This window comes from Pseudomonas sp. CGJS7, from assembly GCF_036961695.1.
The window spans coordinates 87,234-112,735 of sequence record NZ_JBAMDI010000020.1 but is presented as its reverse complement, the minus strand read 5'-3'; the positions used below and the strand labels follow the sequence as shown (position 1 = coordinate 112,735).

The 25,502-nt window shown below is 58.3% G+C and carries 28 protein-coding genes and 3 pseudogenes; 10 read left to right on the top strand and 21 right to left on the bottom strand.

The window, feature by feature from the left end; all coding sequences use genetic code 11:
- Nucleotides 1-125: 125 nt before the first annotated feature.
- The 9 genes from V7787_RS14995 to V7787_RS14955 form a co-directional block, all read right to left on the bottom strand.
- A complete protein-coding gene (locus tag V7787_RS14995) occupies nt 126-989 on the bottom strand; it encodes a metal ABC transporter substrate-binding protein (RefSeq protein WP_064491488.1) in 864 nt (287 codons plus the stop codon).
- Nucleotides 986-1,885, bottom strand: a complete 900-nt coding sequence (locus V7787_RS14990; RefSeq protein WP_064491487.1) for a metal ABC transporter permease — start codon at nt 1,883-1,885, stop codon at nt 986-988. The genes V7787_RS14995 and V7787_RS14990 overlap by 4 nt, the downstream gene beginning before the upstream one ends.
- Complete coding sequence (locus V7787_RS14985; RefSeq protein WP_020192954.1) at nt 1,885-2,631, bottom strand: metal ABC transporter ATP-binding protein; 747 nt, start codon at nt 2,629-2,631, stop codon at nt 1,885-1,887. The genes V7787_RS14990 and V7787_RS14985 overlap by 1 nt, the downstream gene beginning before the upstream one ends.
- Nucleotides 2,628-3,530 carry a metal ABC transporter substrate-binding protein gene (locus V7787_RS14980; RefSeq protein WP_020192953.1) on the bottom strand — a complete coding sequence of 301 codons (903 nt, stop codon included), beginning with the start codon at nt 3,528-3,530 and terminating at the stop codon, nt 2,628-2,630. The genes V7787_RS14985 and V7787_RS14980 overlap by 4 nt, the downstream gene beginning before the upstream one ends.
- 16 nt (nt 3,531-3,546) lie before the next feature.
- A complete protein-coding gene (locus V7787_RS14975) occupies nt 3,547-4,116 on the bottom strand; it encodes a DUF6162 family protein (protein ID WP_064491485.1) in 570 nt (189 codons plus the stop codon).
- The gene (locus V7787_RS14970) at nt 4,113-4,433 is read right to left on the bottom strand and encodes a hypothetical protein (RefSeq protein ID WP_020192951.1); all 321 of its coding nucleotides are present in this window, start codon (nt 4,431-4,433) and stop codon (nt 4,113-4,115) included. The genes V7787_RS14975 and V7787_RS14970 overlap by 4 nt, the downstream gene beginning before the upstream one ends.
- The gene (locus tag V7787_RS14965) at nt 4,430-4,963 is read right to left on the bottom strand and encodes a hypothetical protein (protein ID WP_014590504.1); all 534 of its coding nucleotides are present in this window, start codon (nt 4,961-4,963) and stop codon (nt 4,430-4,432) included. Before V7787_RS14965 ends, V7787_RS14970 begins: the two co-directional genes overlap by 4 nt.
- Nucleotides 4,960-6,153: a PepSY-associated TM helix domain-containing protein gene (locus V7787_RS14960; protein WP_064491483.1), complete on the bottom strand. Its 1,194-nt coding sequence runs from the start codon at nt 6,151-6,153 to the stop codon at nt 4,960-4,962. Before V7787_RS14960 ends, V7787_RS14965 begins: the two co-directional genes overlap by 4 nt.
- Nucleotides 6,154-6,328: 175 nt before the next feature.
- Entirely contained in the window at nt 6,329-7,663 is a 1,335-nt protein-coding gene (locus tag V7787_RS14955) for a lysine N(6)-hydroxylase/L-ornithine N(5)-oxygenase family protein (RefSeq protein WP_010954626.1), read from the bottom strand.
- A 174-nt stretch (nt 7,664-7,837) separates the two neighbouring features.
- Here V7787_RS14955 and V7787_RS14950 point away from each other — a divergent pair, with 174 nt between their 5' ends.
- Complete coding sequence (locus V7787_RS14950; protein WP_020192949.1) at nt 7,838-8,284, top strand: hypothetical protein; 447 nt, start codon at nt 7,838-7,840, stop codon at nt 8,282-8,284.
- A 384-nt stretch (nt 8,285-8,668) separates the two neighbouring features.
- Here the strand turns inward: V7787_RS14950 and pbpG are convergent, their stop codons facing one another.
- On the bottom strand, nt 8,669-9,595 hold the full coding sequence (gene pbpG, locus V7787_RS14945; RefSeq protein ID WP_010954624.1) for a D-alanyl-D-alanine endopeptidase: 927 nt from the start codon (nt 9,593-9,595) through the stop codon (nt 8,669-8,671).
- Between the two features lie 193 nt (nt 9,596-9,788).
- On the bottom strand, nt 9,789-10,103 hold the full coding sequence (locus tag V7787_RS14940) for a hypothetical protein (RefSeq protein WP_231114308.1): 315 nt from the start codon (nt 10,101-10,103) through the stop codon (nt 9,789-9,791).
- Between the two features lie 17 nt (nt 10,104-10,120).
- Between V7787_RS14940 and V7787_RS14935 the strand changes: the two are divergent.
- Nucleotides 10,121-10,276 (top strand): annotated as a pseudogene (locus V7787_RS14935) (DNA polymerase V subunit UmuC); the annotation flags it as partial.
- A gap of 107 nt (nt 10,277-10,383) precedes the next feature.
- Here V7787_RS14935 and V7787_RS14930 read toward each other — a convergent pair.
- Nucleotides 10,384-10,953 carry a DJ-1/PfpI family protein gene (locus tag V7787_RS14930; protein ID WP_081273290.1) on the bottom strand — a complete coding sequence of 190 codons (570 nt, stop codon included), beginning with the start codon at nt 10,951-10,953 and terminating at the stop codon, nt 10,384-10,386.
- 417 nt (nt 10,954-11,370) lie between these two features.
- Here V7787_RS14930 and V7787_RS14925 point away from each other — a divergent pair, with 417 nt between their 5' ends.
- On the top strand, nt 11,371-11,985 hold the full coding sequence (locus V7787_RS14925; protein WP_336088573.1) for a tyrosine-type recombinase/integrase: 615 nt from the start codon (nt 11,371-11,373) through the stop codon (nt 11,983-11,985).
- Between the two features lie 90 nt (nt 11,986-12,075).
- Here V7787_RS14925 and V7787_RS14920 read toward each other — a convergent pair whose 3' ends face one another.
- Nucleotides 12,076-13,032, bottom strand: a complete 957-nt coding sequence (locus V7787_RS14920; RefSeq protein WP_012051931.1) for a LysR family transcriptional regulator — start codon at nt 13,030-13,032, stop codon at nt 12,076-12,078.
- 41 nt (nt 13,033-13,073) lie between these two features.
- Here V7787_RS14920 and V7787_RS14915 point away from each other — a divergent pair, with 41 nt between their 5' ends.
- The 3 genes from V7787_RS14915 (at nt 13,074) to V7787_RS14905 (ending at nt 16,192) form a co-directional block, all read left to right on the top strand.
- Nucleotides 13,074-13,505, top strand: a complete 432-nt coding sequence (locus V7787_RS14915; protein ID WP_012051932.1) for a GFA family protein — start codon at nt 13,074-13,076, stop codon at nt 13,503-13,505.
- Between the two features lie 266 nt (nt 13,506-13,771).
- Nucleotides 13,772-14,692: a bifunctional helix-turn-helix transcriptional regulator/GNAT family N-acetyltransferase gene (locus V7787_RS14910; RefSeq protein WP_064493023.1), complete on the top strand. Its 921-nt coding sequence runs from the start codon at nt 13,772-13,774 to the stop codon at nt 14,690-14,692.
- Between the two features lie 516 nt (nt 14,693-15,208).
- The gene (locus V7787_RS14905) at nt 15,209-16,192 is read left to right on the top strand and encodes an LLM class oxidoreductase (RefSeq protein WP_064493024.1); all 984 of its coding nucleotides are present in this window, start codon (nt 15,209-15,211) and stop codon (nt 16,190-16,192) included.
- A 38-nt stretch (nt 16,193-16,230) separates the two neighbouring features.
- Here the strand turns inward: V7787_RS14905 and V7787_RS14900 are convergent.
- From V7787_RS14900 to V7787_RS14880, 5 genes and pseudogenes are all read right to left on the bottom strand, one after another.
- A pseudogene (locus V7787_RS14900) lies at nt 16,231-16,413 on the bottom strand (monovalent cation:proton antiporter-2 (CPA2) family protein); the annotation flags it as partial.
- A 194-nt stretch (nt 16,414-16,607) separates the two neighbouring features.
- Entirely contained in the window at nt 16,608-16,910 is a 303-nt protein-coding gene (locus V7787_RS14895; RefSeq protein WP_336088572.1) for a putative quinol monooxygenase, read from the bottom strand.
- A 228-nt stretch (nt 16,911-17,138) separates the two neighbouring features.
- Nucleotides 17,139-18,239 carry a low temperature requirement protein A gene (locus V7787_RS14890; RefSeq protein WP_336088571.1) on the bottom strand — a complete coding sequence of 367 codons (1,101 nt, stop codon included), beginning with the start codon at nt 18,237-18,239 and terminating at the stop codon, nt 17,139-17,141.
- Nucleotides 18,240-18,337: 98 nt separating this feature from the next.
- The gene (locus V7787_RS14885; RefSeq protein WP_019751019.1) at nt 18,338-18,877 is read right to left on the bottom strand and encodes a DsbA family protein; all 540 of its coding nucleotides are present in this window, start codon (nt 18,875-18,877) and stop codon (nt 18,338-18,340) included.
- 11 nt (nt 18,878-18,888) lie between these two features.
- Nucleotides 18,889-19,431: a redoxin domain-containing protein gene (locus tag V7787_RS14880; RefSeq protein ID WP_019751018.1), complete on the bottom strand. Its 543-nt coding sequence runs from the start codon at nt 19,429-19,431 to the stop codon at nt 18,889-18,891.
- Nucleotides 19,432-19,941: 510 nt separating this feature from the next.
- On the opposite strand from V7787_RS14880, the pseudogene V7787_RS14870 reads away from it, so the two are divergent.
- Nucleotides 19,942-20,112: pseudogene (locus V7787_RS14870) on the top strand (FAD-dependent oxidoreductase); the annotation flags it as partial.
- A gap of 229 nt (nt 20,113-20,341) precedes the next feature.
- Here V7787_RS14870 and V7787_RS14865 read toward each other — a convergent pair.
- Nucleotides 20,342-21,508, bottom strand: coding sequence for an aminotransferase-like domain-containing protein (locus tag V7787_RS14865; RefSeq protein ID WP_012051938.1), 1,167 nt, complete (start codon nt 21,506-21,508; stop codon nt 20,342-20,344).
- A gap of 80 nt (nt 21,509-21,588) precedes the next feature.
- On the opposite strand from V7787_RS14865, the gene V7787_RS14860 reads away from it, so the two are divergent.
- On the top strand, nt 21,589-22,032 hold the full coding sequence (locus V7787_RS14860; RefSeq protein ID WP_064493026.1) for a MarR family winged helix-turn-helix transcriptional regulator: 444 nt from the start codon (nt 21,589-21,591) through the stop codon (nt 22,030-22,032).
- Between the two features lie 860 nt (nt 22,033-22,892).
- On the opposite strand, the gene V7787_RS14855 is transcribed toward V7787_RS14860, so the two are convergent.
- Entirely contained in the window at nt 22,893-23,567 is a 675-nt protein-coding gene (locus tag V7787_RS14855; protein WP_064493027.1) for a polysaccharide lyase family 7 protein, read from the bottom strand.
- 234 nt (nt 23,568-23,801) lie between these two features.
- On the opposite strand from V7787_RS14855, the gene V7787_RS14850 reads away from it, so the two are divergent.
- On the top strand, nt 23,802-24,125 hold the full coding sequence (locus tag V7787_RS14850) for a DUF1654 domain-containing protein (protein WP_336088570.1): 324 nt from the start codon (nt 23,802-23,804) through the stop codon (nt 24,123-24,125).
- A gap of 38 nt (nt 24,126-24,163) precedes the next feature.
- Here V7787_RS14850 and V7787_RS14845 read toward each other — a convergent pair whose 3' ends face one another.
- A complete protein-coding gene (locus tag V7787_RS14845) occupies nt 24,164-24,988 on the bottom strand; it encodes a S24 family peptidase (protein ID WP_104961397.1) in 825 nt (274 codons plus the stop codon).
- A gap of 164 nt (nt 24,989-25,152) precedes the next feature.
- On the opposite strand from V7787_RS14845, the gene V7787_RS14840 reads away from it, so the two are divergent.
- Nucleotides 25,153-25,467 carry a hypothetical protein gene (locus V7787_RS14840; protein ID WP_014590512.1) on the top strand — a complete coding sequence of 105 codons (315 nt, stop codon included), beginning with the start codon at nt 25,153-25,155 and terminating at the stop codon, nt 25,465-25,467.
- Nucleotides 25,468-25,502: the final 35 nt, after the last annotated feature.

Genomic DNA, 25,502 nt, shown 5'->3' with positions numbered 1-25,502 from the left:
TATGGTGGCGGCGGCAACGGTGAACGGTGGGTGGAGATTGGCCAGCAGGTCCGGCCCATTCGCGGGTGAACCCGCTCCTACGAACCACCGGTGCGTGTCCACTGCAGCCGCGCGAGCCTGTCCGATCAGCGCTCGCCCAGTGCCCCAACCACCTGGTCAACGCTGGCCTCGAGCCCCGCAATCGCATCCTCAGGGTCACTCTCCACCACCACCAGCTTGGCCCCGGCCGCCTTGATCACCTCGGCCACTGCCGCGTCCGGCTGACGATGGTCCAGCACCAGCGCCACGTCCTGCGCCTTCAGGTTCTCCCCCAGCGCCTTGAGTGCGGCCGCATCCCAATCGGCCGGCAGCGGCTGCTCGACCGCATCGAGGTTCAACCCGTTGACCAGATAGCCCAGCCGCTCCGACAGGCTCACCACCGTCAGGTTGTCGACTTTGGCCAGCCGCGTCTGGCTGCTGGCCGAAAGCTCCAGCAATTGGCGCTTGAGCCCTGCCAGGTTGCCCTGGATCTTTGCCTTGTCGTCCGGCGCCAGGCGCTCCAGGTCATTGGCCACCACGTCAGCCATGCGCCCGAGGTTGGTCGGGTTGAGCCAGGGGTAAGCGTCATAGGCATCGTCACCGCTCACCGCAATGCCCGGCAGGGCACCATCCACCGGTCGTGCGGCATCGATCTCGACAATGCGGATATTGCTGCGCCGAGCCATCGGGTACAGCGGGTCGTCACGCCAGATCGAACGCACGGCGATCACCGCATCTGCCTGCTGGGCGGCCTTGTGCAGGCCTGCGCCGCCACGCCCACTGAAATACGACGGCTGGCGGCTGGCAGGCAGGTTGGCCGGTGCCGCCCGCTGGAGCTGCACCGCAGTGCCTTCGAGCAAGGCGCTGGCCAGGCTGTGGGTGACCGGCAGGGTCGTCAGCACTTGCGTGGCGAAAGACAGGGACGGTAGGCCGGCCAGTGCCAGCGCCAGGGTCAGGTGTTTGAAGTTCATGCCGGATTTCCTTGCAGGCGGGGAACGAGCGCGCGGGCCAGGGCGGCCAGGGCAAAGCAGATGCCGGCAACCAGGATGATCGCGGCCCCAGACGGCACTGGCAGGTCGAAAACGATCGGTAGCAGGATGCCGAACAGGGTACTGATGGTGGCAATCAGCACCGACAGGAAGAAAAAGCCCTTGAGCGACTGGCTGACCAGGCGAGCGGCGGCGGCCGGGATGACCAGCAGTGCACCGACCAGGATGGCCCCGATCACCTTCACCGCAGCCACGGTCACCAATGTCACCAGCACAACGAACAGATAGTCCAGGGTCTTAACCGCCACCCCGCGCACAGCCGCCAGCTGCGGATTGAAACTGGCCAGCATGATGCGGTTGTACAGCGGCAGCGCCAAGGCCAGCACCAGCACTGCGACGATGCCCAGCACGACCAGGTCCTGGGCGCTAACGGTCAGCACCGAGCCGAACAGCACGTTTTCGAGGATGTGCACGTTGATCTTGCCCGCCAGCATCAGCAGCAGGCTGGCGCCCAGCGCCAGCGACACCGACAGGAACACGCCAATCAGTGTGTCCGGCGACAGCCCGGTACGGTTGCGCAGGAAGTTGAGCAGGATGCCGAACAGCAGGCAGTAGCCGAACAGGCTGCCGTAAGGGCCGGTATAGGGCTCACCCAGCAGGATACCGATGGCCACGCCGGTCAGCGCCGCATGGCCCACCGCTTCGGAGAAGAACGCAAAGCGCTTGACCACCACCAAGGTGCCCAGGCCACCCAACACCGGGCCGATCATCAGGCCGGCCAACAGGGCGTTGACCACGAAGCCGTAGGCCAACGCCTCGGGCAGATAGCCGGCAGTGGCCCAGTCCTGGACCGTTTGGCGAAAGATTTCAAAACTCATCAGGCAAGGCTCTCGCTACGCGGGTGAACGGAGAACAGGCCGAGCAGGCGCTCCGGGGTCAGGGCCTGGGCAGGCGGCGCATCGAACAGCACCTGGCGGTTCAGGCCTGTTACCCGGTCCGCCAGGCGCAACACGGCTTCCAGGTCATGCTCGATCCATAGAACGGTAGTGCCGGCCTGGCGCCAGCCCTGCAATAACTGTTCGAACACCTGGATTCCGGCTTCATCGAGGGCCGACATCGGTTCGTCCAGCACCAGCAATTGCGGCTCGGGGATCAGGCCCTGGGCCAGCAGCACGCGCTGGCGCTCACCGCCGGACAGTGCCCCCATGCGCCGCGTGCGCTTGTCGAGCATGCCAACCTTTACCAGGGCTGCATCAATGGCCGGCTTCACGCGCCGCGACAGGCCGAGGAAGGCCGGGCGGCGCTGGCACATGGCGGCCATGAAATCGTCCACGGTCATGGGCAGGCCGCGGTCGAACTCCAGTGCCTGCGGCACGTAGCCAATCACTTCGCGCTCACCTGGCCAATGCAAGGTCAGCTGGCCCTGGTGTGGCATCTGCCCGAGCAGGGTTTTGATCAACGAGCTCTTGCCACCGCCGTTGGGGCCGACGATGGCGTGCACGCTGCCTGCTGCCACGCTGAAACTGACCTGTTCGAGGATGCGCGTGCGCCCCAAGGTCAGATCGATGCCAGTGAACTCGATGCGCGGCCCGCAGGCTGTCGCCAGCTTGGCGGCAGCGGTCATGCGCGGTTCTCCTGAATGGCGCGGACCACCGTGTCGAGGTTGCGCTTCATTTCCACCTCGTACTTGTCCTTGGTGTACTCGCCGTAGGAGATATGCGTCAACGGATACAAGCGCACACCGGACTCACGCTGAATGGTTTCGACATAGGCCGACGGGAAGTCCATTTCCGAGAAAATCACCCGCACGTCCAGCGCCTTGAGCTGGTCGATGGTCTTTTTCAGCTGCGCCGGGCTGGGCTCGATGCCATGGGCCGGCTCGACGACAGCGGTCACCTCCAGGCCGAAATCGCGCACCAGGTAGTCATAGGCGGCATGAATGGTAGCGACCCGGAACGTTGCGCCAGGGGCTTCGGTGACCTTGGCCAGGGCCTCGGCACGCAGGGCGCGCAGGCGCTTGGCGTAGGCACGGGCGTTCTGCGTGTAAAGCTTGGCGTTGTCCGGGTCGAGCTTGCCCAGTTCACGGGCGATGTTGTTCACCTGGGCGATGGTGGTGCTGATCGACAGAAAGGTGTGCGGGTTGACCACCTTGCCGGCACCGCGCGCGGCGATGCCAGTGGCCGCCAGCAGCGGCACGTTCTGATTGGCTTCGATAGTGGCGATGTCGGGTTTTTCGCTGGTGGCGATCATGCGGTCTGCGAAATCGTCATGGCCAACACCGTTGAGCACCACCACGTCCAGCGTGCCGATGCGCTTGATGTCCTCGGCCCGCGGCTCGTAGGCGTGCGGGTTGAAGCCCGCCGGAATCAGGGGAACCACCTCGGCCTTGTCGCCGACAATATTGCTCACGTAGCTGTAGTAGGGGTGCAGGGTGATGCCGATTCGCAGCGGCTTGCTGTTATCGGCCAGGGCCATTGCCGGCAGGGCAAGGGACAGGAGCAGGGCGAGGGCGGAGCGAAACATGGGCGGGTCCTTGGGTTCAGTGACGGTGTTCGCGGGTAACACCGGCGTCGTAGTGGCTGACCACCTGCTGCCAGCCAGCGGCGATCAGGGCGGCCTGGCCGAGGTCGTCCGGGATCACGGCGGCGCTGTCGCGGCGCAGCCAGACATCGGCTTGGCCTGTGCTGTCGGGTGGCAGGATCAGCAGCAGGCTGCCGGCAACTTCCGGGGCCTGGCTGCGACCCAGGTAGGCGCCGGGTTCCAGCCATGACCATTGGTGGCCGCCACGGCTCTGGCTGCCGGCATCGACCACGAACGGCGGCAGGCCTTCTTCGGCCAGGGCCTTTACGCTGGGCGTGACGGCGTTTTCTTCGCGCAGTAGCTGGATCTCGTCGAAGGCTACCCGCAGGTCGGTGTACAGGCCTTGTTCGGCGGCGGTGAGGTCGCGGCGGGCGTCGATCTGGTGGCTGGCGATGGCCTGTTCGTCCTCGCGCTCACCGCGCAGCAGCACCACGCTGGCGGCGAGCACCACGATCAGCAGGCTTGCCAGCAGCACGTACAGGGTTTCGTGCCCGGCACCAGCCGGGCGAATGACTTGGGCGCGGCTCATGGTTGGGCGATATCGGCGTAGTCCACTTCCACCACGTGCCCGGGGCCGGCATCGAACAGCACATAGAATTCGCCGTCCGGGCGCTTGAAGGTCAGCGTCGAGTCGTCGCCAAGCTTGCCGCCGACCAGCACCTGTTCGTCATAACCGATCACGTCCAGGGTCACCCCGGGGGCACCGCTGCCGTCCGAGAAACCGCCGGTGCACTTGACCTGGCCGTTGGCCAGCTCCTCGCATTCGCACATCGGGTTGTGCGCCAGCGCCGGGCTGGCAGCCAGTATCAGGAAGGGCAGCGTCAGGGTGCGCATCAGGTATTTCATTTGTTGCCTCCTTGTTTCTCGAGCCATGCAACGGTGGCTGGCGATGCCTTGGCCAGGGGGATCGACGCCTGGTGCATGCTGCCGTCCCAGCCTTCCAGGGTGATCCAGATGTGCGCATCGGGTTTGGTGCGCGGCGGGATCGGCAACGAGGTGCCCATGTTGTACGGTGCACCGAAGAAAATGGTGCCGGCGGCGCGCAGGCTGCGTGGCTTGCCGATGCGCAGGTAGGCGGCCTTGACGTCCTTTATGCAGGCCTTGCACAACGCTGCATTGAACGATTTGAAGTAGCCGGCCGGGCCGTCGGCGCGTGGCGCCTCGTCACGCAGTTCGGCAAGGTCGAGGCTGTAGGGGCCGACCTGGATGTCACTGATCACGTTGGCGCCAAGGCCCGCCTCGCCGCGGAACAGCCTGGCGTCGGCGAAGTACTTGGGCATGAAGCCCAGCGGGATGAGGATCAGCAGGATGTTCAGATGAAAACGCCACTTCAGCCAAAGCTGCTTCAGCGGGCTGGCGGGCAGGGCCTGGCTCATGAGTGGATCTCCACGGTGGTTTCACTGTGTGCCGCACGTGGAGCGCGCTCGCTGCGCTTGAGGGCCGCGGCGGTGGCCTGGGCGGTGCGTTTGGTCCAGATCAGCAGGCCGCTGAGCACCATCAGGGTCAGGATCAGGCCGAAGAAGAACCACACCAGCTTGATCGGCAAACCGCCAAAGTCGCCGGTGTGCAGCGGGCGCATGGACTCGGTGACGAACTCCAGCGCCGAACGGTCGCTGATCAGGAACTGGCTGTCGACATTGCGTGTGTACGGATTCACCGAAGCACTCTGGAACATCAACGGGTACCAGCCCGGGCCAGACAGCGTGACGTGGCTGTAGGCAGTGGCGGGGAGCGAGATGGAGGTCACTTCCAGCCCTGGGATCGCCAGACCGGCAAGGCGTGCCGCCTCATCCAGGTCGATGCGCGAGGCGGGGCTGCCATCTGGCGTTTGTGGCACTTCCTCACGGGCGATCACCGGCACGATGGGCTGGCTGGAAAGGGTGATGTGGTTGTCAGACAGGATCGCCTGGATCAGGAACCAGGTGCCGGTGACGGAAATGACCGCAATGAACCAGATTGACCACACCCCGGACAGACGGTGCAGGTCACCCCAGAAAATTCGCGAACCATGGCCGGTACGCACGGGTTTGAAAAAGCCTTTCCAGAACTTCTTGTAAACCACCAGGCCGGTGACCAACGAGGCCAGCATCGGCAGGCCGAGCAGCGATACCAGATACCAGCCCCAGCTGAAACCGTTGGTGAACGGCACCAGCCACCAGCCGTGCAGGGCGCGGGTGAAGGCTTCGAAGTTGAAGTCTGGGGTCCTGCCCTGAATGGTTCCGGTGTAGGGGTTTACATACAGCGTCGGGCTGGTGCCGTCAGGCAGCGTGACATTGGCTTTTACCGCGAAGTGCGAACCATCCGGCTGGCTCAGGCGCTCCACCACCATGTCCGGCTCGGCCTTGTTCAAGGCCTCCAGTACCTGCTGAAAGCTCATGCGCTCGGTGTCCGCGTCTGGCTTGTTGGCGCGCACCGCCGGATCGGCGAGCCAGACGATTTCCTGACTGACCACGGCGAGCATGCCGGTGAAGCAGACGATCAGGACAAAGAACCAGATCGGCAAGGCGAGCCAGCTGTGGACCAGGAACCACAGCCTGGATTTGGATTTTTTCGGTGATTTGGCCATCAGACGGTCTTCTGCTATTGGTGGTCGAGCGTGTGCCAACCAAAGAGTGCTGTACTGATAAGGACGAATGAGAATTGAAAACCTGCAGGTTAAAATGAAACTAAATGTTTCAAAGCACAAAAACCGGACTGCGCACGAGGCATCAGTCCGGCCTTGATGGCGGGTTGCAGAGGGGTCAGGCGCGGGTCAGCGCCACTGCTGCTTGGGGTTTTTCGTGCAGCTGCTCCAGATCCTGGTACAGCGCTCGGCCAATTTCCGCAGCGCGGGTTGGCAGGACCGAAAGCAGGGTGTCACTCAGGCCGTGGCTGCTTTCGCAGAAGCCCTGCAGGTACACCGAGGCTTGCAAGTCAGGGCTGGCCAGTACGCGGTAGTTGCGGTCGACGCTGAAGTCCTCCAGGTAATCGGCCAGCGGCGCCAGCAATTCACGGTGCGAGCGGCGCTCGTAGCCGGTGGCGAGGATAACGGCATCGTAGCGGTGGGTTTGCTGCTGGCCGGTGGCGAGGTCGCGCAGGGTCAGTTCCAGGCCTTCGCGGGTGGCCACCACTGCTTCCACCTGGCGCCGGCACAGCACGTTGTGGCGGTGCTGATGGGCAACCTTCTGCCGGTAGAGGATGCCGTAGATGCGCTCGATCAGGTTGAGGTCGACGACCGAGTAGTTGGTGTTGTGGTATTCGCCCAGCAGTTTGCTGCGCTGGTCGGCCGGTTCGTTGTAGACCAGGTCGGTATAGTCGGGCGAGAAGATCTCATTGACGAAGGGGCTGTCGTCGGCGGGCTTGAGGGCCGAGCCGCGCAGAATCATGTCGACCTTGACTGACGGATAGCTGTCGTTGAGGTCGATGAATGCCTCGGCGGCGCTCTGGCCTGAGCCGATCACGGCAATGCGCATGGGCTTGCCAGCCGTGCACGGCAGTTTGGTCAGGCTGCTCAGGTACTGCGAGTGGTGGAACACTCGCGGGTCGTCCTTGAAGGCGCCGAAGTTTTCCGGAATTTTCGGTGTGCCACCGCTGCCCACCACCACCGAGCGGGTGGGGCGGCTGTATTCGCGGCCTTGTCTGTCACGCGTGATTACGCACAGGTGTTGGACCCGGCCTGCATGCACGTGCGGTTCGATGCGCAACACTTCCTGCCCATACACCGCCTGGGAGGTGAAATGCTCGGCGGCCCAGCGCAGGTAGTCGTTGTACTCCAGGCGGCAGGGGTAAAAGGTGCCGAGGTTGATGAAGTCGGCCAGGCGCTGCTTCTGGTGCAGGTAGTTGACGAAGCTGTACGGGCTGGTCGGGGTGCGCAGCGACACCAGGTCCTTGAGGAACGAGATCTGCAACTCGCTCTGGGTAGCCAAGGTCTCGCCGTGCCAGTGGTAGTCTTGCTGCTTGTCGATGAACAGTGCGTCGAGCGCATGGCCCCGGGATTCGGCGAGTTCTTCCAGGGCGATGGCCAAGGCTAGGTTGGAGGGGCCGAAGCCCACGCCGATCATGTCTTTGATGGTTTCCTGCTGTGAGGACTGGCTCATGGCTGCGATTCCCTGAATGGTCGAATATGGACGCCCGCCGGGGCTCCGGCTCCTGCGCAAGTACATGAGTTGGAACGAGCCAGCCGAGGGGGAATTTAAGCGGGCTAAAGAACAGCGTGAGGCGGCCGATGTGTTGGTTACGGCAAGGACCAATCTTTCAGGCAGGGAATCGACATGAGCGGCATCACGGCAAGCAACCTGATGATCAATGGTGTTTCAGCGCAGACGCTGAGCGCGAACGCAGCAACCGAGCGTGAACAGGCGAAACAGGCCGGTGAGGCGGTGGGGCCGTTGAGCGTCAGCAGTGACAGCATGAAGGTGTCGGTGGGTAGCCAGGCGCAATCCACCGACGCTGAAGGCAGTGGCGAATCGGGGGCTGTGAGCGAGCTGCGTCAGTTGATCAAGGATCTGCAGAAGCAACTGGCAGAAGAGCAGAAACAATTGGCGGCATTGCAGAACAGCAAGATGGACGAGGCTGCCAAGGCGGCAGCGATAGGTGCCAAGCAGGCGAGCATTGCCACCCTCAACGGGCAGATCATGGCGGCCACGGCGCAGTTGCTGGAGCTGTTGCAGCAAGAGGGCGGCAGCAGTGCGGGCGGTATGGTCAGCGCTACGGCCTGATTGGACATGCACAGGCCGCTGTAGGAGCGGGTTTACCCGCGAATGGGCCGCCCTGCTGGCCAATTTCCACCCGCCGTTCACGGTTGCCGCCGCGACCGTATTCGCGGGTAAACCCGTTCCTACACATGCACAGGCCGCTGTAGGAGCGGGTTTACCCGCGAATGGGCCGGCCCTGCGGGCCAATTTCCACCCGCCGTTCACCGTTGCCGCCGCGACTATTCGCGGGTAAACCCGCTCCTACACCTATCGAGGGTGGACACACATTGGTGATTGGGCGCAGGCCGTCGTGTAGGAGCGGGTTTACCCGCGAACACGGGCGAAGCCCGTGCTATCCACCGCGTGGTCTGTTTCGCCAACAAGCCCGCACGTTCCAGGAAATGGCGGTCATTCGGCCGCCAACCGCCCCTTGTTCTGCCGGTCGGCCTTGTATTGCATGGCCACCGCCGGTGCCGGCTTGGCGCTACCGGTTTCCAGCCATTGACGCATGCGGCTGGCATCGGCGAAGTGGGTGTACTTGCCAAAGGCATCGAGAATGACCATGGCCACCGGGCGGTTGTCCATGCGGGTCAGCAGTACCAGGCAGTGCCCGGCCTCGTTGGTGAAGCCGGTCTTGGTCAGCTTGATATCCCAGTTGCTTTTGTTCACCAGGTGGTCGGTGTTACGGAAGCCCAGGGTGTAGTTGGGCTTGCGGAAGGCGACGGTCTTTTCGCGGGTGGTCGACAGCTCGCTCAGCATGGGGTACTTGCGCGAGGCCATCAGCAGCTTGGCCAGGTCGCGGGCAGTGGATACGTTCTGCGTCGACAGGCCGGTCGGCTCAACATAGCGGGTATGGGCCATTCCCAGGCTGCGGGCTTTGGCATTCATTGCCTTGATGAACGCCGGATAGCCGCCGGGGTAGGCGTTGGCCAGGCTGTTGGCCGCACGGTTTTCCGACGACATCAGGGTAATCAGCAGGGTTTCGCGGCGGTCCAGCTGGCTGCCCAGGCGCACGCGCGAGTACACACCTTTCATTTCCGGGTTGTTGGCAATGGTCATGGTGAGCATTTCATCCATGGGCAGCTTGGCATCCAGTACCACCATCGCCGTCATCAGTTTGGTCACCGAAGCGATCGGCACCACGCGGTCGGCATGGCTTGAATACAGCTCCTGGTTGCTGTTCAGGTCTATCAGCAGAGCGCTGCCCGAAGCCAGATGCAGTTTGGATGGGTCACGTTGAACCTGGGCCGGGGGTTGTGCAGCAGCAGTCGACGGAAGGGTCGCGGTACCTGTGAGCAACAGCAGCAGGCTGAGGATGGACAGGGATGTTTTCACGTTGAGGCTCACTAAAAGTTGGTATGTCGTTGGCTGTGCAAGGGTTTTCCCCCTAAAACCGATGCATTTTGGAGTATGGCTGAATTGCTGTCGAATGCCTTATGACTAAAGGGCGCAAGGTGAACGATATTTAATCCTGTACCCATTACGTTCTTTTCCAGCTTCGCCAGTTCCGTCCAATCGTTGGCAGAATTCAACCACTTGGCGTAGGTCGAGAGAAGCACCTGCACCGAGCGCCCAAGCTGCCAAGCAATGAACGCTGGATTCGTGGTGACGAGCCAGAAGGTTGGAAGATGAATGGCGACTCCGTCGAGACGCGGCGCTTCTGCTTCGAGCGGTATTGCGCGATCTCTCTGGCCCTTGCCAGTGCGCCAAGAGCCCGGCTGTTCAACATTACGGTGCGGGTGTATTTCGTCTTGGTCCGCTCCACTGCCTGCTTTTCAACCACGATCCGGCAGATGTGAGCCGTCTTTTTCTCGACGTCGACCTCATCCCAGCGCAGCGACATAATCTCGCCTGTGCGCATACCCACCCTGCGACACGCTGCTGATGACCCGATTTGCCTCAGAGGCGGTCGACCGTATCTTCAGGCCCGGTTTTCGGTACAGCAAGGCAGAGGTGCTGCTGATGGACTTGCGGCAACCCGGTGAGTTGGCAGAGGACTTGTTTGCGCTCAAGCAATGAGTGGCTGCATTCGACCTACATCTGCCTTTAAAAAAGGACAGCTAACGGCCAGAAGAGGACCGTCGAAGACATTACCTGATGGGCTGATTTGTGGAACGAGGCGGTCATCCATGTTCCGCTGCTAGCATTGATCTGAACTGAGAGATGAGCGCTGAAGATAATCCGGCACCTTCGAACACTGCGCAGGTGAAGCTAACGGGTGCAGGGCCTGGAGCAGTTATGATGCGGTCTGCAACCACAGCTACTGCACTGCTTCGATAGCGTGTGCGCCCGTCATAACCTACGGCATTTTTTTGCAGAAAGTCAGCGCTGTTCGAGGTATGAGGAACCGTGTCGAGTAGCCCAGCTCTCGCAAGTGCCAGCGTTCCACCACAGATGCCAGCAATTGTCGCTCCACTTGAACGACTAGCATGAAGAAAGTCTCGAATATCCGGAGCATCTGTACGCTCCCAGACCATTCCTCCAATCACGACAACAACGTCCGGTTTCCAGTCCAGGCATTGTTGCAAGCCACTATCGACAGTTACAGCCAATCCGCCCTGCGAGTGGAGCGGCCCTGTAACAGGTGCGAAAAACCTGACGTCGATCCCATAAAATGGAGACGCAGTTCCAGCAATGAATGCGTATTCCCAGTCAGCAAAACCCGGTGTCAGTATCAAACCCACGCGTGCCATCAGCCAGATTCCTCCATGAATGCCGATAGCGTACGGCGGCTTCAAACAGACATCAAGGTTCAGCTAGCGGTGCTCATAGAAGGAAGGATGATGTTCCCGGTCGCGATATTGGATTCAATATCGAAATTAAGAATACTGTGCTGCTGGCACCAGGGCCTTAGAGCAATTTGAAATTTGTCAAGTGTCGGCAAGCTTGATTGACTACGATTATGAGGGCGAAAGCGAAGCTGACGCATCTTAGATAACACGCAATTGACTCCAGACCGTCGGGGGCATTTAGTGAGCCCCTCAGACTTTGTCTTCAGTAAGTGACTGCTTTTGGCCGATAACTGTTCTCCACGAAGGACAACAATGGGTCGGTTAGCGCCTCTGGATTGGGTTGACCATCCTTGTCCTACCTCACATGGAGGACAAGCCATGAACGCCATTACGACCAGCAGCCATCAGCCTTGGAACAAAGGAAAATTGGTCGGGCAGAAAGCTCCGCTCCGACTGAAAGATATCTGGGCCATTCGGGTAAGGCTCCAAATCGCGGAGGAAACTCGTGATTTAGCCCTTTTCGATCTGGCCATCGATAGCAAACTACGAGCCTGCGATCTGACCAAGCTTCGCGACGTTGCTCATGGGGAGCACGTGTCATCGCGGGCGATAGTGATGCAGCAGAAAACCCAATGTCCCGTACAGTTTGAAATTACAGAGCAAATGCGGCTGGCCCTACAGGCCTGGATACATCAAGCCCAACTCCACAGCGAGGATTGTCTTTTCCCAAGCCGGCTACACGCCTCAGTGCATCTCTCCACCCGGCAGTACGCCCGAATCGTCAAAGCGTGGATAAAGTCTATTGGGCTAGATCCTGCTATGTACGGCACCCACACGATGAGACGTACAAAGGCATCGCTGATCTATCGCAGGATAAAGAACTTGAGAGCAGTTCAGCTCCTGCTCGGCCATACAAAGCTTGAAAGCACGGTGCGATACCTGGGCATTGAAGTCGATGACGCATTGGAGATGGCAGAGCAGACGGAGGTCTGACAGCGTCCAGCGACGGTCGAGGTATGACCGTCGCGATTCGACCCATTGCAGCCGTTTAGACAAAGCAGTGGATGCCACGACCTACGCTGCTCACTGATCGGCTAAGCATAGATACTGATGTAACTGCTCTCCAAGAACCTCGAACGCCTGAGCGATCCTGTTAATTTTGCGCAGGTCATTGTGCATTGCGATCCACACCTCAACCTCAAAGCCAAAATCGTGTGGTAGTACATGTACCAGTCCGTGCGATTTTGCGATTTGAGTCGGGCAGAGCCCGAAGCCTAAGCCCGCTCTCAGAGCGGCCAGCTGAGCAAGGTGATGATCAGAGGCAATGGCGAAATGCTGGTCGGCATCGCACAGACCAGAGTCGATAAACCGACGCAAATCCGCTGAGCGTCTGTCTGGCCCGATCAGCGGTCGCTGGCGCAGCGACAGCAGGGAGGTTGGGTTACCGTAGCGCTCCAGGCACCCGGCACTGGCATGGATGCCAATCTGCAAACTGCCGACACGCCGCACCGTGATATCCGCTTCATTGGGCCGCATCAGCCGCACCGCAATATCCGATTGCAGCCTGGCGATGTCTTCAAGGGCATCGCTTATGCTCAGCTCAAGTTTGAGTCCGACGTGTTCGTAATGGAAAGGGCGCAGCAGGTCGGGCAAGACTTCGACGCCAAGCAACTCGCCACAGGTCAGCCGGACTGTACCGTGATCCATCGACGCTTCAGAGCTGGCCATGCGGTTGAAGGTTTGCGCGGCCAGATCCATGGCCTCCACATGTTCGATCAGGCGCTGCGCTCCGGCAGTAGGCGTCAGTCCTTGAGGTGTGCGGGTGAACAGACTCACACCGAGAGCGTGTTCAAGACAGTCGAGGCGCCGGCGCGCAGTGGCCTGGGCGATACCCAGCAGCTTCGCCGCGCCGCTCAGGCTACCAGAGCGCAACACGGCGAGAAATACACGCTGGCTTTCCCATTCAATACCGCTCATACATTCTTGGCCAACAGTTGCTCCTAATTTGATCTTCTGCCCGAGCCCGTGAAAAGCGATCATTCGCCCACATTTTTCCGGGCGTCATTGTAAGGAACTAACGCATGAGAATCACCGGTCAGTGCCGATGTGGGCAAGTCACCCTTGAGATCGTGGCGCGGCAATTGCCGCCGCTGTATGCCTGCCACTGTTTGAACTGCCAGCGCTGGAGCGGCAGTGCGTTTGGTCTGCACATGCTGAGCGCGGCTTCGGCTGTTCAGGTGTCTGGCGAAACGGCGATCTTTGAGCATGAACACCAAGGTCAAACGTCTACCCAACATGCCTGCGGTACATGTCATACCCGGCTGTTCAACGAGACGACGGCAGCACCCGGCATGCGAGTGGTACGGGCCGGCATCCTGGAAGGGGCTGAGCGCTTCGAGCCGGTTGCGCATATCTGGACTCGGCGCAAGCAGCCATGGCTGGTGCTGCCGGGAGCAATCGCACAATGGCAGGAGAGCCCCACGCCAGAAGCATTTGCCGCCGCATTAGGGTAAGAGCTTGCTCTTCCATAAGTGAAGATGTCGCTCGCCGAGCGGCAAATTATCAGGGTTGACTACGTCCGCTTTGGGTCGATTGCAGCCGCTCACGACTGACCGCTATCGACCCATAGCTGCCCTTCGGATGGAGCGGCAGCCGGCCAAAAGCGGTCGGCCAGCCAGGACCTTTGTTCACCGTACACTGCGCACGTGAGTATCGGAGGATTGACATAGTTGCCTTGGGCAATATTATGCTTGCCAAAAGCAACTAATTGAGAGTTTTCATGACAGCAACCATCAGGGAGCGCGCTGACGCGGTCCGCCGCTTCAACCGTTTCTACACCCGGCAGATCGGCGCACTGCAAGAGCACCTGCTTCAGGCTGAATTTTCCTTGACCGAGGCACGTATCCTCTTTGAATTAGGGGCGGCCAGTGCTGGCCTGAAGAGTTCAGATCTCTGCCATTTGCTCGGCCTGGACGCCGGCTACCTCAGCCGAGTCATCGGTGGCTTCGAGAAAAAAGGGCTGATCAGCAAAGCTCGGTCGGCAATCGACGCCCGAGCCTCTCAAATCCAGCTCACCGAGCCAGGTCGTCAGGTGCTGGCCTCGCTGGAGCAAGCCGCTCGTGAAGAAGTCGTGTTGATGTTGCAAGGCTTGCCTGAGCGCCAGCAAGAGCAATTGATCCAAGCCATGAGACAGATCCAGACTCAATTGGGCGACGGTGATCATTCCTACATCTTGCGCGATCCACAAGCGGGCGATATGGGTATCGTTGTTCAGCAACAAGCGCAACTCTATGCCCGCGAATACGGTTGGAATATGGAGTTCGAAGCGCTGGTGGCGGAAATCGTCGCCAACTACCTTCGTGAGTTCGACCCGTCCTGCGAGCGATGCTGGATCGCGGAAAAAGAGGGCACAGTTATCGGTTCGGTCTTTGTCGTCAAACATGACCAGACGACCGCCAAGCTGCGGATGCTCTACGTTGACGCGAGCGCCAGGGGCATGGGAATCGGCAATCGGTTGCTGGAAGAGAGTATTCGGTTTGCGCGGCTCGCGGGCTACAAGCACATGATCCTCTGGACAACCAGTGTGCTTGTCGATGCCCGAAAGCTCTATCAGAGAGCAGGTTTCCATTTGGTCGAAGAAGAACAGGTACACAGCTTCGGAAAAGACCTCGTCAGCCAGACTTGGGCTCGGGAACTGTAAGTGTCGGGAGCACTGGCCGCGAGGGATCGAATTCTGCCAGTGCTGAACGGCTGCAATGGGTCGATAGCGGTTAGGCGCGACCGGCAGCTTTCGACCCAATAGCTGCCCTTGGCGGAGGGCAGCTACCGGCCAATAGCGGCCGTTCTGGAATGGCAGGAAACGACCGATAACGGCCTTCGATACGCGACTTTCGCCCGCCAGCGGCTCGATTGTAAGAATATGGCGGAGAGCTGCAAAACCGCCTACGCTTATAGAATGATTCCTCGAACGCCTTGCCCATCTGGTGGTATAGAACCGAGAGATCTGACTTCCTTTGACCGTCCGCTTAACACCCACCCGGACCAACCCGCGCCTATCGCCAGCAACTGCCCCCTGAGTCCGGTCCACACGACCAGCAGTACGGCGCAACGGGTAAAAGCCAGACCCAGTCCCCCCACTGCCGTTCAAAAGCGACCGATGCCGCAGCACCTCTGGAAACGGGGGCGCTGTTCACGTTCTGCCATGAGGTCAATCCGTATGTATCGGCCGAGCACGATTCCTTACCAGAAGCATCGAGGGTTCAGCCGAACCTTCACTCAGGGGCATTTGAGCCTTGGATTATTCTTTCCCATGGAGGCGTTCGACGGGGACACTCCGAGCATGCTCAACCAGGTCACACTGGCTAAACAAGCCGAGGCGCTGGGCTTCTGCGCGCTCTGGTTTCGCGACGTGCCGCTTCGCGACCCTGGCTTCGGCGATGTCGGCCAAGTCTTCGACCCCTGGGTTTACCTGGGTTATATGGCCGCCCATACCTCGGAGATTGCACTTGGCACCGCCTCCATCGCCATCCCGCTGCACCATCCCCTGCACACGGCCAAGGCGTCAGCCAGCTTAGATCAGTTGAGCACTGGTCGCTTGATTCTGGGGGTTGCTTCGGGAGATCGGCCAGTGGAGTTTTCGGCGTTTGGCGTCGATCCAGAAAGGCGTGGAGAGATCTTTCGAGAACACTACGAAGTGATTCGCCGCGCCCACAGCACCAGTTTTGAGCCCATCCACTGGAGCACTGGTGAAATGCAAGGCGCAGACCTGATTCCGAAACCGACCACCCAATTCATTCCAATGCTCGTGACCGGCAACAGTCGCCAGTCACTGGATTGGATCGCGCGTGAGAGCAACGGATGGATCAACTATCCACGCATTCCGAACATGCAGCGGCTGGTCGTGGAAGATTGGCGACTGGAGGTCACGAAACAATGTGGTTCTGTGTATAAGCCCTTTACTCAGTCGCTGTACATCGATCTCGATGAGAATCCGTCAACGCCACCCACACGTATCCATTTGGGGTTCAGACTTGGACGTTACCATCTACGTTTTTTGCTGGAGTCGCTTGAGGAAATCGGCGTGGACCACGTCATTCTCAATCTCAAATACGGCAAGCGCCCTGCGGTGGAAGTTATTGAGGAATTGGGTACGCACATCGTTGCGCAGTTCGGAGTGCAGCCGCGTCAGGCAGCTCATTGAACATCGGTCACTGCTACGCCGACGAATGCTCACTTGACGAAACCATAAGGTGTCACGGCGCGGATGACCTCCGGTTCTATATCAATGATGGAGATCTTCGCGCCATGAGCGACCGGTGCCCGGCAAACAATCTACCCTACCCAGCCTAAACCCGTGATGAGCACGTTGCCTTGCAGATTCTGTGCGGCTTCCACGCCGTCCCTGGACACGATTTGCGCGCGTATCCTTTCACTTATACCGAGCGCGCAAGCATGGCATGAATCCTGGACACGGCACTTTAGCCATGACATTTATCTTCAATACAAGTGTTTTGATTGATCACCGCCCGGAACAGCAGCAGGCCCAAGCTATCCTGATTTTCACAAAATACATCGTGGGCCTCCCAGTACTGACTGGAGCTTCCTATTGGGTTTGCTTAGCTGGGTAGCTTGGCCGCAAGGACGTCAACCTTCTCGATTGATGGCGGTTCGGCAAATAGCTCGGCAGCGTTTGCCATAAGCGCCGCCGCGACCTTGCCCGAAAGATGAGCCTGCCGGCCCGCTTCATCCGGGAATGCGTCAAAGATGCCAAAGGTGGACGGCCCCAAGCGGATTCCAAACCAGGCTGTAGTGGCTGGCTCCTCCTCCACTAACGGAAGGCCACCCAAAAGAAAGCTCTCTACATCCTTTTCTTTCCCGGGTTTTGCTTCTAGGCGAACGAACAACGCTACTTTGACCATGATGTGGCTCCTGTTGTTACGATGCGGCTGGCGCTATCAGATCGCGATAGCTAAGAGGGGCATCCGAGACTCTTAACTATGGTCGACGATACCAGGATTACAAACCCAAATAGACCAAGGGTAGCGGCGAGTAGCGCACGAGCAGTGAGACCGACGTAGTGGGCAGCATGTAACCGCAAGTCAGCCACTTGCTCACTTGGTCCCACCCTCTGGTCTGATAATGATGATTCAACGATATCTGAAATTTAGAAAAACATAAGAGATCATGGTTGCTGTCAGGCCGACCAATATGTACTCGACGCGGGGTAAAAACACGACTAACCCGCCCAAAGAAAACACTATCAACGTGTTTTGTAGGATGTATTTTCTTATTCTACTCACGGCTATGAAATAGCCATATTGCTTACCTAGGAAAAACAAGGCCATGCCGGTGATCGACATAATCTGGAAATCGCGTATCGCAATGTCGTTCAGGATCGCATGCCTAATCAAATTTGCCAGAAGTGCCAGCCCCATAAAAAGAAAAAGGTGCGAGTAGATTAAGGCGTGCCCACTCATCCTGCTTTGATGTTTGTTCAGCAAGTAAAAACTATCAAAATAGATCCACCAGATACTGCAAATCATGATAAATCCGGTGATGGCTGCCATCACATTATAATAACCCCATTGAATGTTAGATAAGCCTCCGGAAAGGCTAATAATTGACTCCCCCAATAAGATTAGGGTGAGTAGGCCTATGCGCTCAACCAAGTGCTCTGTGTGTGCTGGCAACGGTTTTAGTTTAGTCCAGAAAAATACAGGAAACAGAATATCAAGAACAATCCCAATATAAGCAACAAGGTAACGCAAGGGCGGGTCAAAAATAACGGATGAAAGGCTAATAACTGCGCTAACTAATAGGGCGAAGCCAAGCCTTGAGGAAAGTTCGCCGCGAGAATCGAGTTTACTAATGGATGAAATATACATAACACTGATGATTGCACGTATACCAAAATAGCAGGCAATAATGAGCGGGTAGTTCACTTCCAAGTCTTCCCCGATCCGTGCCGATAGCACAATGAGCAGGAGCATTATGAATAATGTTGCCAAACGGTGAAGATTGCTGTCTGTATCGAACCTGTTGGAGTAAATCGTGTGACTGGACCAGATCCACCACAACGGCACAAAAAGCAGTAAGAATGTCCATAATTGCTTATGTTCAAAGTGCCCATCATGAACATGTCCGAGAGTGTGCGTAACTTGGCCTATCGTAACAACGAAAGTCAGGTCAAAAAACAACTCTAACCATGTGGCGTGTCGATTTTCTTCATAATACTTCAAAGATTTCATTAGTTGCCGGCTCCGTGCCCACCTCTTTAATGTAAAAGGAAGCTAACGTTGGTTTTTCCTCGGCTCCGATGTGGGTGATGCCAAGCCGATTTGGCTCTCTAGCGATTTCGTCCACGCACTAACAAAAGCTCAATCATCTGACTCATCCCGATGAACTCTGGAACTCCGTCATAGCGAAGCCCGTCAATGTAAAACGCTGGGGTGCCATTCACGCCGCTGCGTACACCGCCATTGAAATCGGCTTGTATTTTGGGAATGTAAGTATCCTCTTGCATTGCAAGATCGAATTCCTCCCTGGAAAGGCCGTGTTTGAGAACGATGGCGCGATACAGCGGCAGGCCCAATCGATCCTGATTTTCGTACAATTCGTCGTGGGCCTCCCAGAATAATCCTCGACTCCCGGCATACTCAGCGGTGACCGCTGCACCCAATGCATGGGGGTGAGCGGTGGTCAGAGGGAAGTTACGGAACACAAACAGCAAGTCATCGCGAAAATGCTGTTGCAGATTCTTGACCATCCAATAAGCTTCACCGCAATAGGGACATTCATAGTCGCCAAATTCGACCAAGGTGACCTTGGCATGCGCACTTCCCTGGCGATGGTCGTTGGCACTTACCGGGACTTTGAGAGTGGCCATCTAATCACCTGTTAATTTTTGGTTGGCGTGCTTTGTGGCGAATTCGCCAAAGCATCCAGCGCATCCAGAATACCGTCCGCACCAGGGTTGATTGCCATCGGGGAGACGTAGCTCCAGGCAACCACCCCGTCCTTGTCAATCACGAACAGCGCACGCTTACAAACCCCGAGCTGGGACTGGTACGCTCCATACTGTCGTGCCACAGCCCCTTTGGGCTCGAAATCGGCCAGCAGGCTGAAGTGAAAATTCCGATCTTTGGCAAAGGCCTGATGACACCAGGCGCTGTCAACCGAGATACCCAGTAGCGCCGCACCGTATTCTCTGAATGTGGGTAGCAGCTGGTTGTACAAAGTCAGTTGGTCACCACACACCGAAGTCCAGTCAGCGGGATAAAACGCCAATATCACGGGATTTCCCTTTAGCTCACGCAGCGACAACTGTTGATCAGGGGTTGCGTGAAGAGTGAAGTCGGGCGCGACAGTGCCGGCCGGCAGCGGCCCCTGAACCAGGTCGCCATTGGTTTTTTGTGCATCATCGAACTCTAAAGTATTCATTGCTTGAACCTTGATAGATGGGTGGTTGGGACGTGCTCAGTGGGATGCGACGTGCCCGGTGGGATAACTCCATCCACCATCAAGGGGTTCAAAAAAAGACAACGCTGCCTCGATCTCAGCCTGAGCCTGAGTGATTTCGGCAGCGAAACGTTCACGTTCCGCATCAAGGAACACAAGAAGATCCGCCGTGTAATCGCGGAATTGGATTAGGCCAGGTTGGCAGGGGAATGGTCAGATTCGCTCTGGCTCACCAATGACTATAGTCGTTGATGACGCTTACCGTAGTAGCTGAACGATTTTTCGCTACCCTCCAGTGCCAACAACACTCACGCGCTTATCTTGCTGCCATTTCAGGCGGCGTTTTAACACGATGATTTTGGCAGCTATTTCGCCACTTCAGACAAATTTACATCTGCTTTCTAGACGACAACTGCTGCCCCTTACGACAAGCAGAAATCGACCAGAGGCAGACACTGAGACCACCTTCAGGTCTACAGAATGAAGGTTGATATGGGAAATGCTCTGGACAAACGAGTCGTTGTCATTAGTGCCGGCATCGTGGGCGCTTCGCTGGCGTAACACCTGGCTGATAAAGGCGCGAATATCACCTTGGTTGAGGCTGAAGGTATCGCGTCGGGAGTGTTTGGAGATTCACTCGCATGGAGCAACATCCTATACGGATAACGTGACCCCATTGCAGCACTGCGCGGAGCAGCAGTCAAAAATGCGGCTCGCGCAGCGATGGTGCTGTACCTAACGAATAGTCGAGATCGGTCTTCGGGAAGCTGAGCGGTAGACTTTGCGAATATTGTCACTGACCGCTTTTGGCCGGTAGCTGCCTTTCGCGAAGGGCAGCTATGGGTCGAAAGCGGCCTGTCGTGAATCGCAGATTTCGACCCATTAGAGATAGTCAGGCCGCCTGCTGGCTCAGAGCCCGACGCAGGACATCCGACAAACGCTTCAGACCTTCATCCAGCTTGTCGGGATCAACATGGCTGAAGTTCAGCCTCAGGTGCCCTGGATGTTTGTCAGGCTCTGGGAAGAAGGGCTCTCCTGGCATGAAAGCCACATTGGCCGCCAGTGCCGGCTCGAGCAATGCCCGGGTATCGATGGGGTGCTTGAGCGTCAACCAGAAGAACAACCCTCCCTCTGGCATCTGCCACTCGGCCAGGTCGGCGAAGTGCGTCTCCAATGCCGCCTGGAAAGCGTCTCGACGACCTCGGTAGTAGCTGCGTAACTCTTCAAGATGACGGTCAAGCCTTTCTGTCCCCAGCCATTGAAGCACCTGCCATTGGCCAACCCGACTGGTGTGCAGGTCCGCCGACTGTTTGAGCCGCAGCAAGTGCGGGAACAGGTCGGGGCTGGCAATCAGATACCCAATCCGCAAGCCGGGCAGCAAGGTCTTGGACACAGTACCGGTATAAATCCAGCTGGTCGTGTTCAGACGGCTGACAACCGGCATGGCCGCGACGCTGTCGAAGCTCAGCTCTCGATAAGGCTCATCTTCGATCAATGTGACGTTGAACTCATCGAGAAGCGCCGCGACTTCGTCCCTTTTCCTGTCGCTGTAGCGCAGCCCCGACGGGTTCTGGAACGTTGGAATCAGATAGATGAACGCGGGGCGGTTCAGGCTCAGCAGTTCGCGCAGCGACTCCAGGTCCGGGCCATCCCGCTCCATCGGCAGCGAAAGGCAGTGCGCGCCGAAGAACTGGAAGCTTTGCAATGCAGCCAGATAGGTAGGGGCTTCCAGCAGTACCGGCGTTCCTTTGTCGATATACAGTTTTGATGTCAGGTCCAGAGCCTGCTGCGAGCCGCTGAGAATGAGCACTTGGCTAGCCTCGCACGTGATTCCCAAGGCACGGGCTTCCCTGGCCAGCGCCTCACGCAACATCGGCTCACCCTCGCTCATCCCGTACTGGCCCATGCTGGTGGGCATTTCAGCCCAGTCCACAGAGGGCAGCATCTCCTCTGCCGGCAGCCCCCCTGCAAAAGACATCATCCCTGGGCGCTGCGCGGCGGCCAGAATTTCACGAATCAAAGAGCTTTTAAGGCGCGAAACACGTTCAGAAAATGCCATGGATCACCTCTGGCCAAGCGCGAACAATATAGGTCAAACTCCTTTACCTAAAGTAGAGCGCTCGTCGAGAATAAGTCAATATGATTGACCTAAAAAACCAGGAAGCACAGCAGCAGGCCATGGAGGCGTTTTTCTTTGGCTATCAGGCGTTCACCACCAAGGCCGACGAGATGCTTGAGCGCAGGGGCTTGGGCCGTGTGCATCAGAGGATCGTTTTTTTCATAGCCCGGCACCCGCACCTCAGCGTCAAGCAACTGCTGGCTCTGCTCGGCGTGACCAAGCAGGCGCTGAACATACCGCTCCGGCAATTGGCAGAGATGGGCTTAGTGGACAGCGTGGCATCGCATACCGACAAACGGATGCGTTTGCTTCAGTTGACCAAAGAAGGCTCGCGACTTGAGGAAATGCTGCGACGTGAACAAGTAAAGCTGCTTGAACGGGCATTCGGTGAGGCCGGAGCGCCGGCGGTAGAGGGATGGCTGGCTGTCAATGCGGCATTGGGGAAGATACAAAATTCAGCGTGAACCCGGATACCCGGAAGAAGGCCTCTGTAGACGCGGTTTCAATAGGAACATGCGTATGCTGAGCAGATTTGATTGTCCGCAATGGGTCGACAGCGGACTGTGGGAGGTGGGTGTAGCTGACGACCCAGGACGGATCTTGGTTGGCTGAACGCTTGGATGGGGGAATAAAGCTGTCTAAAACCGCCCGAAAGCGTCTCGGTTTTATTGGGCCAAAGTCGCTGAAACTGGCTGAACCCTATTAGACAGGCCAGATGCTCAGGCCGCTTGCGGTGCGGTCTGAGGCTAGATTCCCACGCTACTGCTGCATTGCCGGGATGTGCTGGATGGACGTACAGCCGGCGCGTACCAATTTTTGTACCAATAGTGGGATGCAGTTCAGCGAAAGGTCCCGGTATTGAGGTTCTCGCCCGTGTCCGGTGATCTGATATAAAACCTTTCTGGACAGGGTAAGCGCACACTTGATGTAGCTCAGAGCTTCTGAGCATTGAGAGGTGCGTATGACCATAGATAGGGATGGAATGGATTGTGATCAGCAGGTTAGCAGGCCGGCTGAAAACAATGGTCCGCCAGGCGGTCAAGACTCGGAAGGTAAACGGGAGCAGCCCGAGGATCGCGACGATTCCGCACATAATCGGCCCTTTCGAGGCAGGCAGAGATCAGGCCCGCCGGACCCATCGCGGGCATCCAATGCCGAGCGTTATAGTTATCACAAGCGCCCACTGGAGTAACTGCCAGTACAGTGTTTAAAGGCTGGCGGAAGTACTGTTCAGCCCAGCTGATAGAAGCCCAGCCCCGCGCTGGGCTTTTTGCATTCATGCGACGCCCTGAGGGATTTTGATAGCAGGGCTGGGCATCGACGTTCAGCGATGGATGAGCGAGAGCTCGCTGATGATGCAGATCGAGCCGTCCTCGGCGGGCGTTGCGTCGGTGTAGTCGACCTGGTTGTAGACCCCGCCGTGGAACTCGAACAGGCGTGAAGCCCAGGTACTGTCGAGCTGCAAATCGCCCGACGAAGCGGATACCCCGTTGCATTCGGCCGTCACGGTTACCACGCCTTCAGACGTGGTGTGAATGCTGATGTGGAACGTCGCACCCAGTGGCACCCCCTTCAGGACTGTGGAATTCACCGGGTCGGTCTGGTTGAAGGTGCGCCGAAACCCCAGGGTGATGTTGCCCTTGTTCCAGAACACCTTTACCGGCGGGCCGTCGTCCCCGCGTACGTGCATCTGGGCGATGACCACCTTCTGCGCCGAGTTGACCTTGGTCAGCGTCATTGTCTGGCGATTCCAGTGATCCTGGGCGCTGGCCAGCGTCCAGTCTTGCGTTTCCGTCCATTCGCAGCGTGTCCTGCGGGTGCTTTTGCTCGAAGCCCCTTTGGTTGGGGCTGAGAACTGGATCGAGCCATCGCTGAGCACCGTCACGATGCTGGGAAAGCGGGCAATCGCTTCAGCACCGTTCAGCTCCAGAGCAACGGGGTTGGTTGAGGAGACGGCTACCGGCGTGGCGATGGTGAGGTGGCTGATATCTACGGCCATGGGGAACTCCTGGAGAAAAGGTTTGAGTGGCATAGCCGCCGTACAAGCGACGGCTGAACACAAACTTAGCCTTAAGCTAAATCATGGTCAATAGCTTGTGGCTAAATTAATCTCGCTTCACGGAAAATTACCTACTGGCGAAATTTTCCGCAGTGGGGGGCTTTACGCAGGATTTGGCGGTGAGATAAGCTTTTGCTGAGCACTGTACGAATATACAGCTATCAGGATGAGAATATGGCAAGCCACATGAAGTCGGAACCCCATCAGCGCCAGGAAATGACCGGATTAGAGCGGCTTAGCCTGCGGGTATCGTCAATGATCAACCACCCGCTCGCACAGACGCAGCGCTGGGTAGTGGTGCACCGTCTGGATACAGACGGTGAAGCGGAATGGGAGGAGGTGATCGGCCAGCTGCTGGAAATGCCCGAGTTGCAGCTGACGTTCAATGATGACGCTAGCGTGACGGTGCGATGGGCGCGCAGTAGCGTGGAAGAGCGTGATGATTTTATCGTCGAGCGCGACTGCGAGGCTCAGGTCGAGGAGGCTGCACCGTTCTGAGCTTCAGCAAAAGCCCGCTGGTCAGGGCGGGCTTCGGTTTATACAAGGTGGGCATTCCACACCAGCAGGACCCTGGCCTGTATGTAGGTCTCTTCCCGACGAATCATGCGGTCTTTGTGCCGCGAGTTGTCGGAGATCATCTCGAAGTGGTCCTCGTCCGCGATCTGTAGCCGCTTGATGTAGATGTGGTCGCCCCAGGAAAAGAAGTAGATACCATCGCCGACGAATTCGCGGATGCTGACGTCGACGATCAGCGGGTCGCGGTGCCTGATGGTCGGCTCCATCGACTGGCCCCAGCCGGTCACCATCTTCAGGTGATGGTGCTCGCTGAACGTCACGCCCAGTTCGCGCAGGTGGCTGGGGCTGACGCGAACGTCCTTGAACATCTCGGGGTAGTCGTGGGGGATCTGGCCGCCACCCATGGCTGCCCGCACGTCATAGTGGGCGATCCACACTTCGTCACCGACCAGGCCGGGGCGCAGCGGCTCGGCTTCCAGCAGCGTGGCATCTGCAGGCTCTTGCGCCGCTGCCAGCAGCCTTTGCCGGGTTTCTTCGGAGATACCTTTGCCGCTTCGGGCAAGCATCTGTTTGACCAGGTCGGCTGCAGAGAGCTTGTTGTCTCCTGGCTCGACAGCCGCTTGCATGTTTTCGCCTGGCGACAGCGCGTCGAACCAGCCCCGTGGCAAGCCTTCGATGCCCTCGATGCGACGGGCCACGTCATCGCCCAGGTTTTTCACGGTCTTGTCGGAAAGGATCTGGCTCAGGTGTGCAGGCGCCATCCCCCAGCGCTCTGCGCAGGTCCCCTTTCTCTGGCTGCCGATCAGTTTCACCAGGTTGTGCTTGCGAATTTGGTAGATGTCCATGGGGTGAAGCATGCCAGTGTTTAGCTTGCTGCTAAATGTGCGCATGGCTAAATCTGCTCTTGTCGTGATGTTAGCTGTAGGCTAAATTAAGCGCACAAACAAGGAAAGCTGACGAGACATTTTTCTCCAGGGCTGATCACATCATCATCTGTAATGAGGTTCACATGGATCCGACCGACCTCGGCCCGGGTACCGTCACTTGGCTGGGCGGTACGGGGACTGTATTGCTGGGTGCGTTTCTGTGGCTGCGTAAATGGTTGTCGAGGGATGCAGTCGACCGCGCGATGGACACCGCAGAAATTGCCGTCATCCGCCACCTGACAGAGCTGCTGGACATCGAACGGGATGCTCGAAGGGAGGCGCAGGCAAAAGCTGATCTGCTCACCAAGGAGCGAAACGAGCTGGTGATGACCGTAGGCCGGCTGCAAGGCAAGGTCATGGTGCTGACCAGTAAGCTGGGCAGTAGCGGGCAAACATGAGGTGGCAGCCCGGGCAATCCGTGAAGAAAAAAAAG

Coding starts and splice junctions, on each gene's coding strand:
- V7787_RS14920 (WP_012051931.1), bottom strand. CDS start 13,032: ATGATCGCTTTTCACGGGCTCGGGCAGAAGATCAAATTAGGAGCAACT.
- V7787_RS14970 (WP_020192951.1), bottom strand. CDS start 4,433: ATGAAATACCTGATGCGCACCCTGACGCTGCCCTTCCTGATACTGGCT.
- V7787_RS14955 (WP_010954626.1), bottom strand. CDS start 7,663: ATGAGCCAGTCCTCACAGCAGGAAACCATCAAAGACATGATCGGCGTG.
- V7787_RS14845 (WP_104961397.1), bottom strand. CDS start 24,988: ATGGACATCTACCAAATTCGCAAGCACAACCTGGTGAAACTGATCGGC.
- V7787_RS14915 (WP_012051932.1), top strand. CDS start 13,074: ATGAGAATCACCGGTCAGTGCCGATGTGGGCAAGTCACCCTTGAGATC.
- V7787_RS14850 (WP_336088570.1), top strand. CDS start 23,802: ATGGCAAGCCACATGAAGTCGGAACCCCATCAGCGCCAGGAAATGACC.
- V7787_RS14860 (WP_064493026.1), top strand. CDS start 21,589: ATGATTGACCTAAAAAACCAGGAAGCACAGCAGCAGGCCATGGAGGCG.
- V7787_RS14980 (WP_020192953.1), bottom strand. CDS start 3,530: ATGTTTCGCTCCGCCCTCGCCCTGCTCCTGTCCCTTGCCCTGCCGGCA.
- V7787_RS14885 (WP_019751019.1), bottom strand. CDS start 18,877: ATGGCCACTCTCAAAGTCCCGGTAAGTGCCAACGACCATCGCCAGGGA.
- V7787_RS14965 (WP_014590504.1), bottom strand. CDS start 4,963: ATGAGCCAGGCCCTGCCCGCCAGCCCGCTGAAGCAGCTTTGGCTGAAG.
- V7787_RS14975 (WP_064491485.1), bottom strand. CDS start 4,116: ATGAGCCGCGCCCAAGTCATTCGCCCGGCTGGTGCCGGGCACGAAACC.
- V7787_RS14905 (WP_064493024.1), top strand. CDS start 15,209: ATGTATCGGCCGAGCACGATTCCTTACCAGAAGCATCGAGGGTTCAGC.
- V7787_RS14890 (WP_336088571.1), bottom strand. CDS start 18,239: ATGAAATCTTTGAAGTATTATGAAGAAAATCGACACGCCACATGGTTA.
- V7787_RS14950 (WP_020192949.1), top strand. CDS start 7,838: ATGAGCGGCATCACGGCAAGCAACCTGATGATCAATGGTGTTTCAGCG.
- V7787_RS14960 (WP_064491483.1), bottom strand. CDS start 6,153: ATGGCCAAATCACCGAAAAAATCCAAATCCAGGCTGTGGTTCCTGGTC.
- V7787_RS14865 (WP_012051938.1), bottom strand. CDS start 21,508: ATGGCATTTTCTGAACGTGTTTCGCGCCTTAAAAGCTCTTTGATTCGT.
- V7787_RS14855 (WP_064493027.1), bottom strand. CDS start 23,567: ATGGCCGTAGATATCAGCCACCTCACCATCGCCACGCCGGTAGCCGTC.
- V7787_RS14990 (WP_064491487.1), bottom strand. CDS start 1,885: ATGAGTTTTGAAATCTTTCGCCAAACGGTCCAGGACTGGGCCACTGCC.
- V7787_RS14840 (WP_014590512.1), top strand. CDS start 25,153: ATGGATCCGACCGACCTCGGCCCGGGTACCGTCACTTGGCTGGGCGGT.
- V7787_RS14895 (WP_336088572.1), bottom strand. CDS start 16,910: ATGGTCAAAGTAGCGTTGTTCGTTCGCCTAGAAGCAAAACCCGGGAAA.
- V7787_RS14910 (WP_064493023.1), top strand. CDS start 13,772: ATGACAGCAACCATCAGGGAGCGCGCTGACGCGGTCCGCCGCTTCAAC.
- V7787_RS14930 (WP_081273290.1), bottom strand. CDS start 10,953: ATGGCACGCGTGGGTTTGATACTGACACCGGGTTTTGCTGACTGGGAA.
- V7787_RS14995 (WP_064491488.1), bottom strand. CDS start 989: ATGAACTTCAAACACCTGACCCTGGCGCTGGCACTGGCCGGCCTACCG.
- V7787_RS14985 (WP_020192954.1), bottom strand. CDS start 2,631: ATGACCGCTGCCGCCAAGCTGGCGACAGCCTGCGGGCCGCGCATCGAG.
- V7787_RS14925 (WP_336088573.1), top strand. CDS start 11,371: ATGAACGCCATTACGACCAGCAGCCATCAGCCTTGGAACAAAGGAAAA.
- V7787_RS14880 (WP_019751018.1), bottom strand. CDS start 19,431: ATGAATACTTTAGAGTTCGATGATGCACAAAAAACCAATGGCGACCTG.
- V7787_RS14940 (WP_231114308.1), bottom strand. CDS start 10,103: ATGTCGCTGCGCTGGGATGAGGTCGACGTCGAGAAAAAGACGGCTCAC.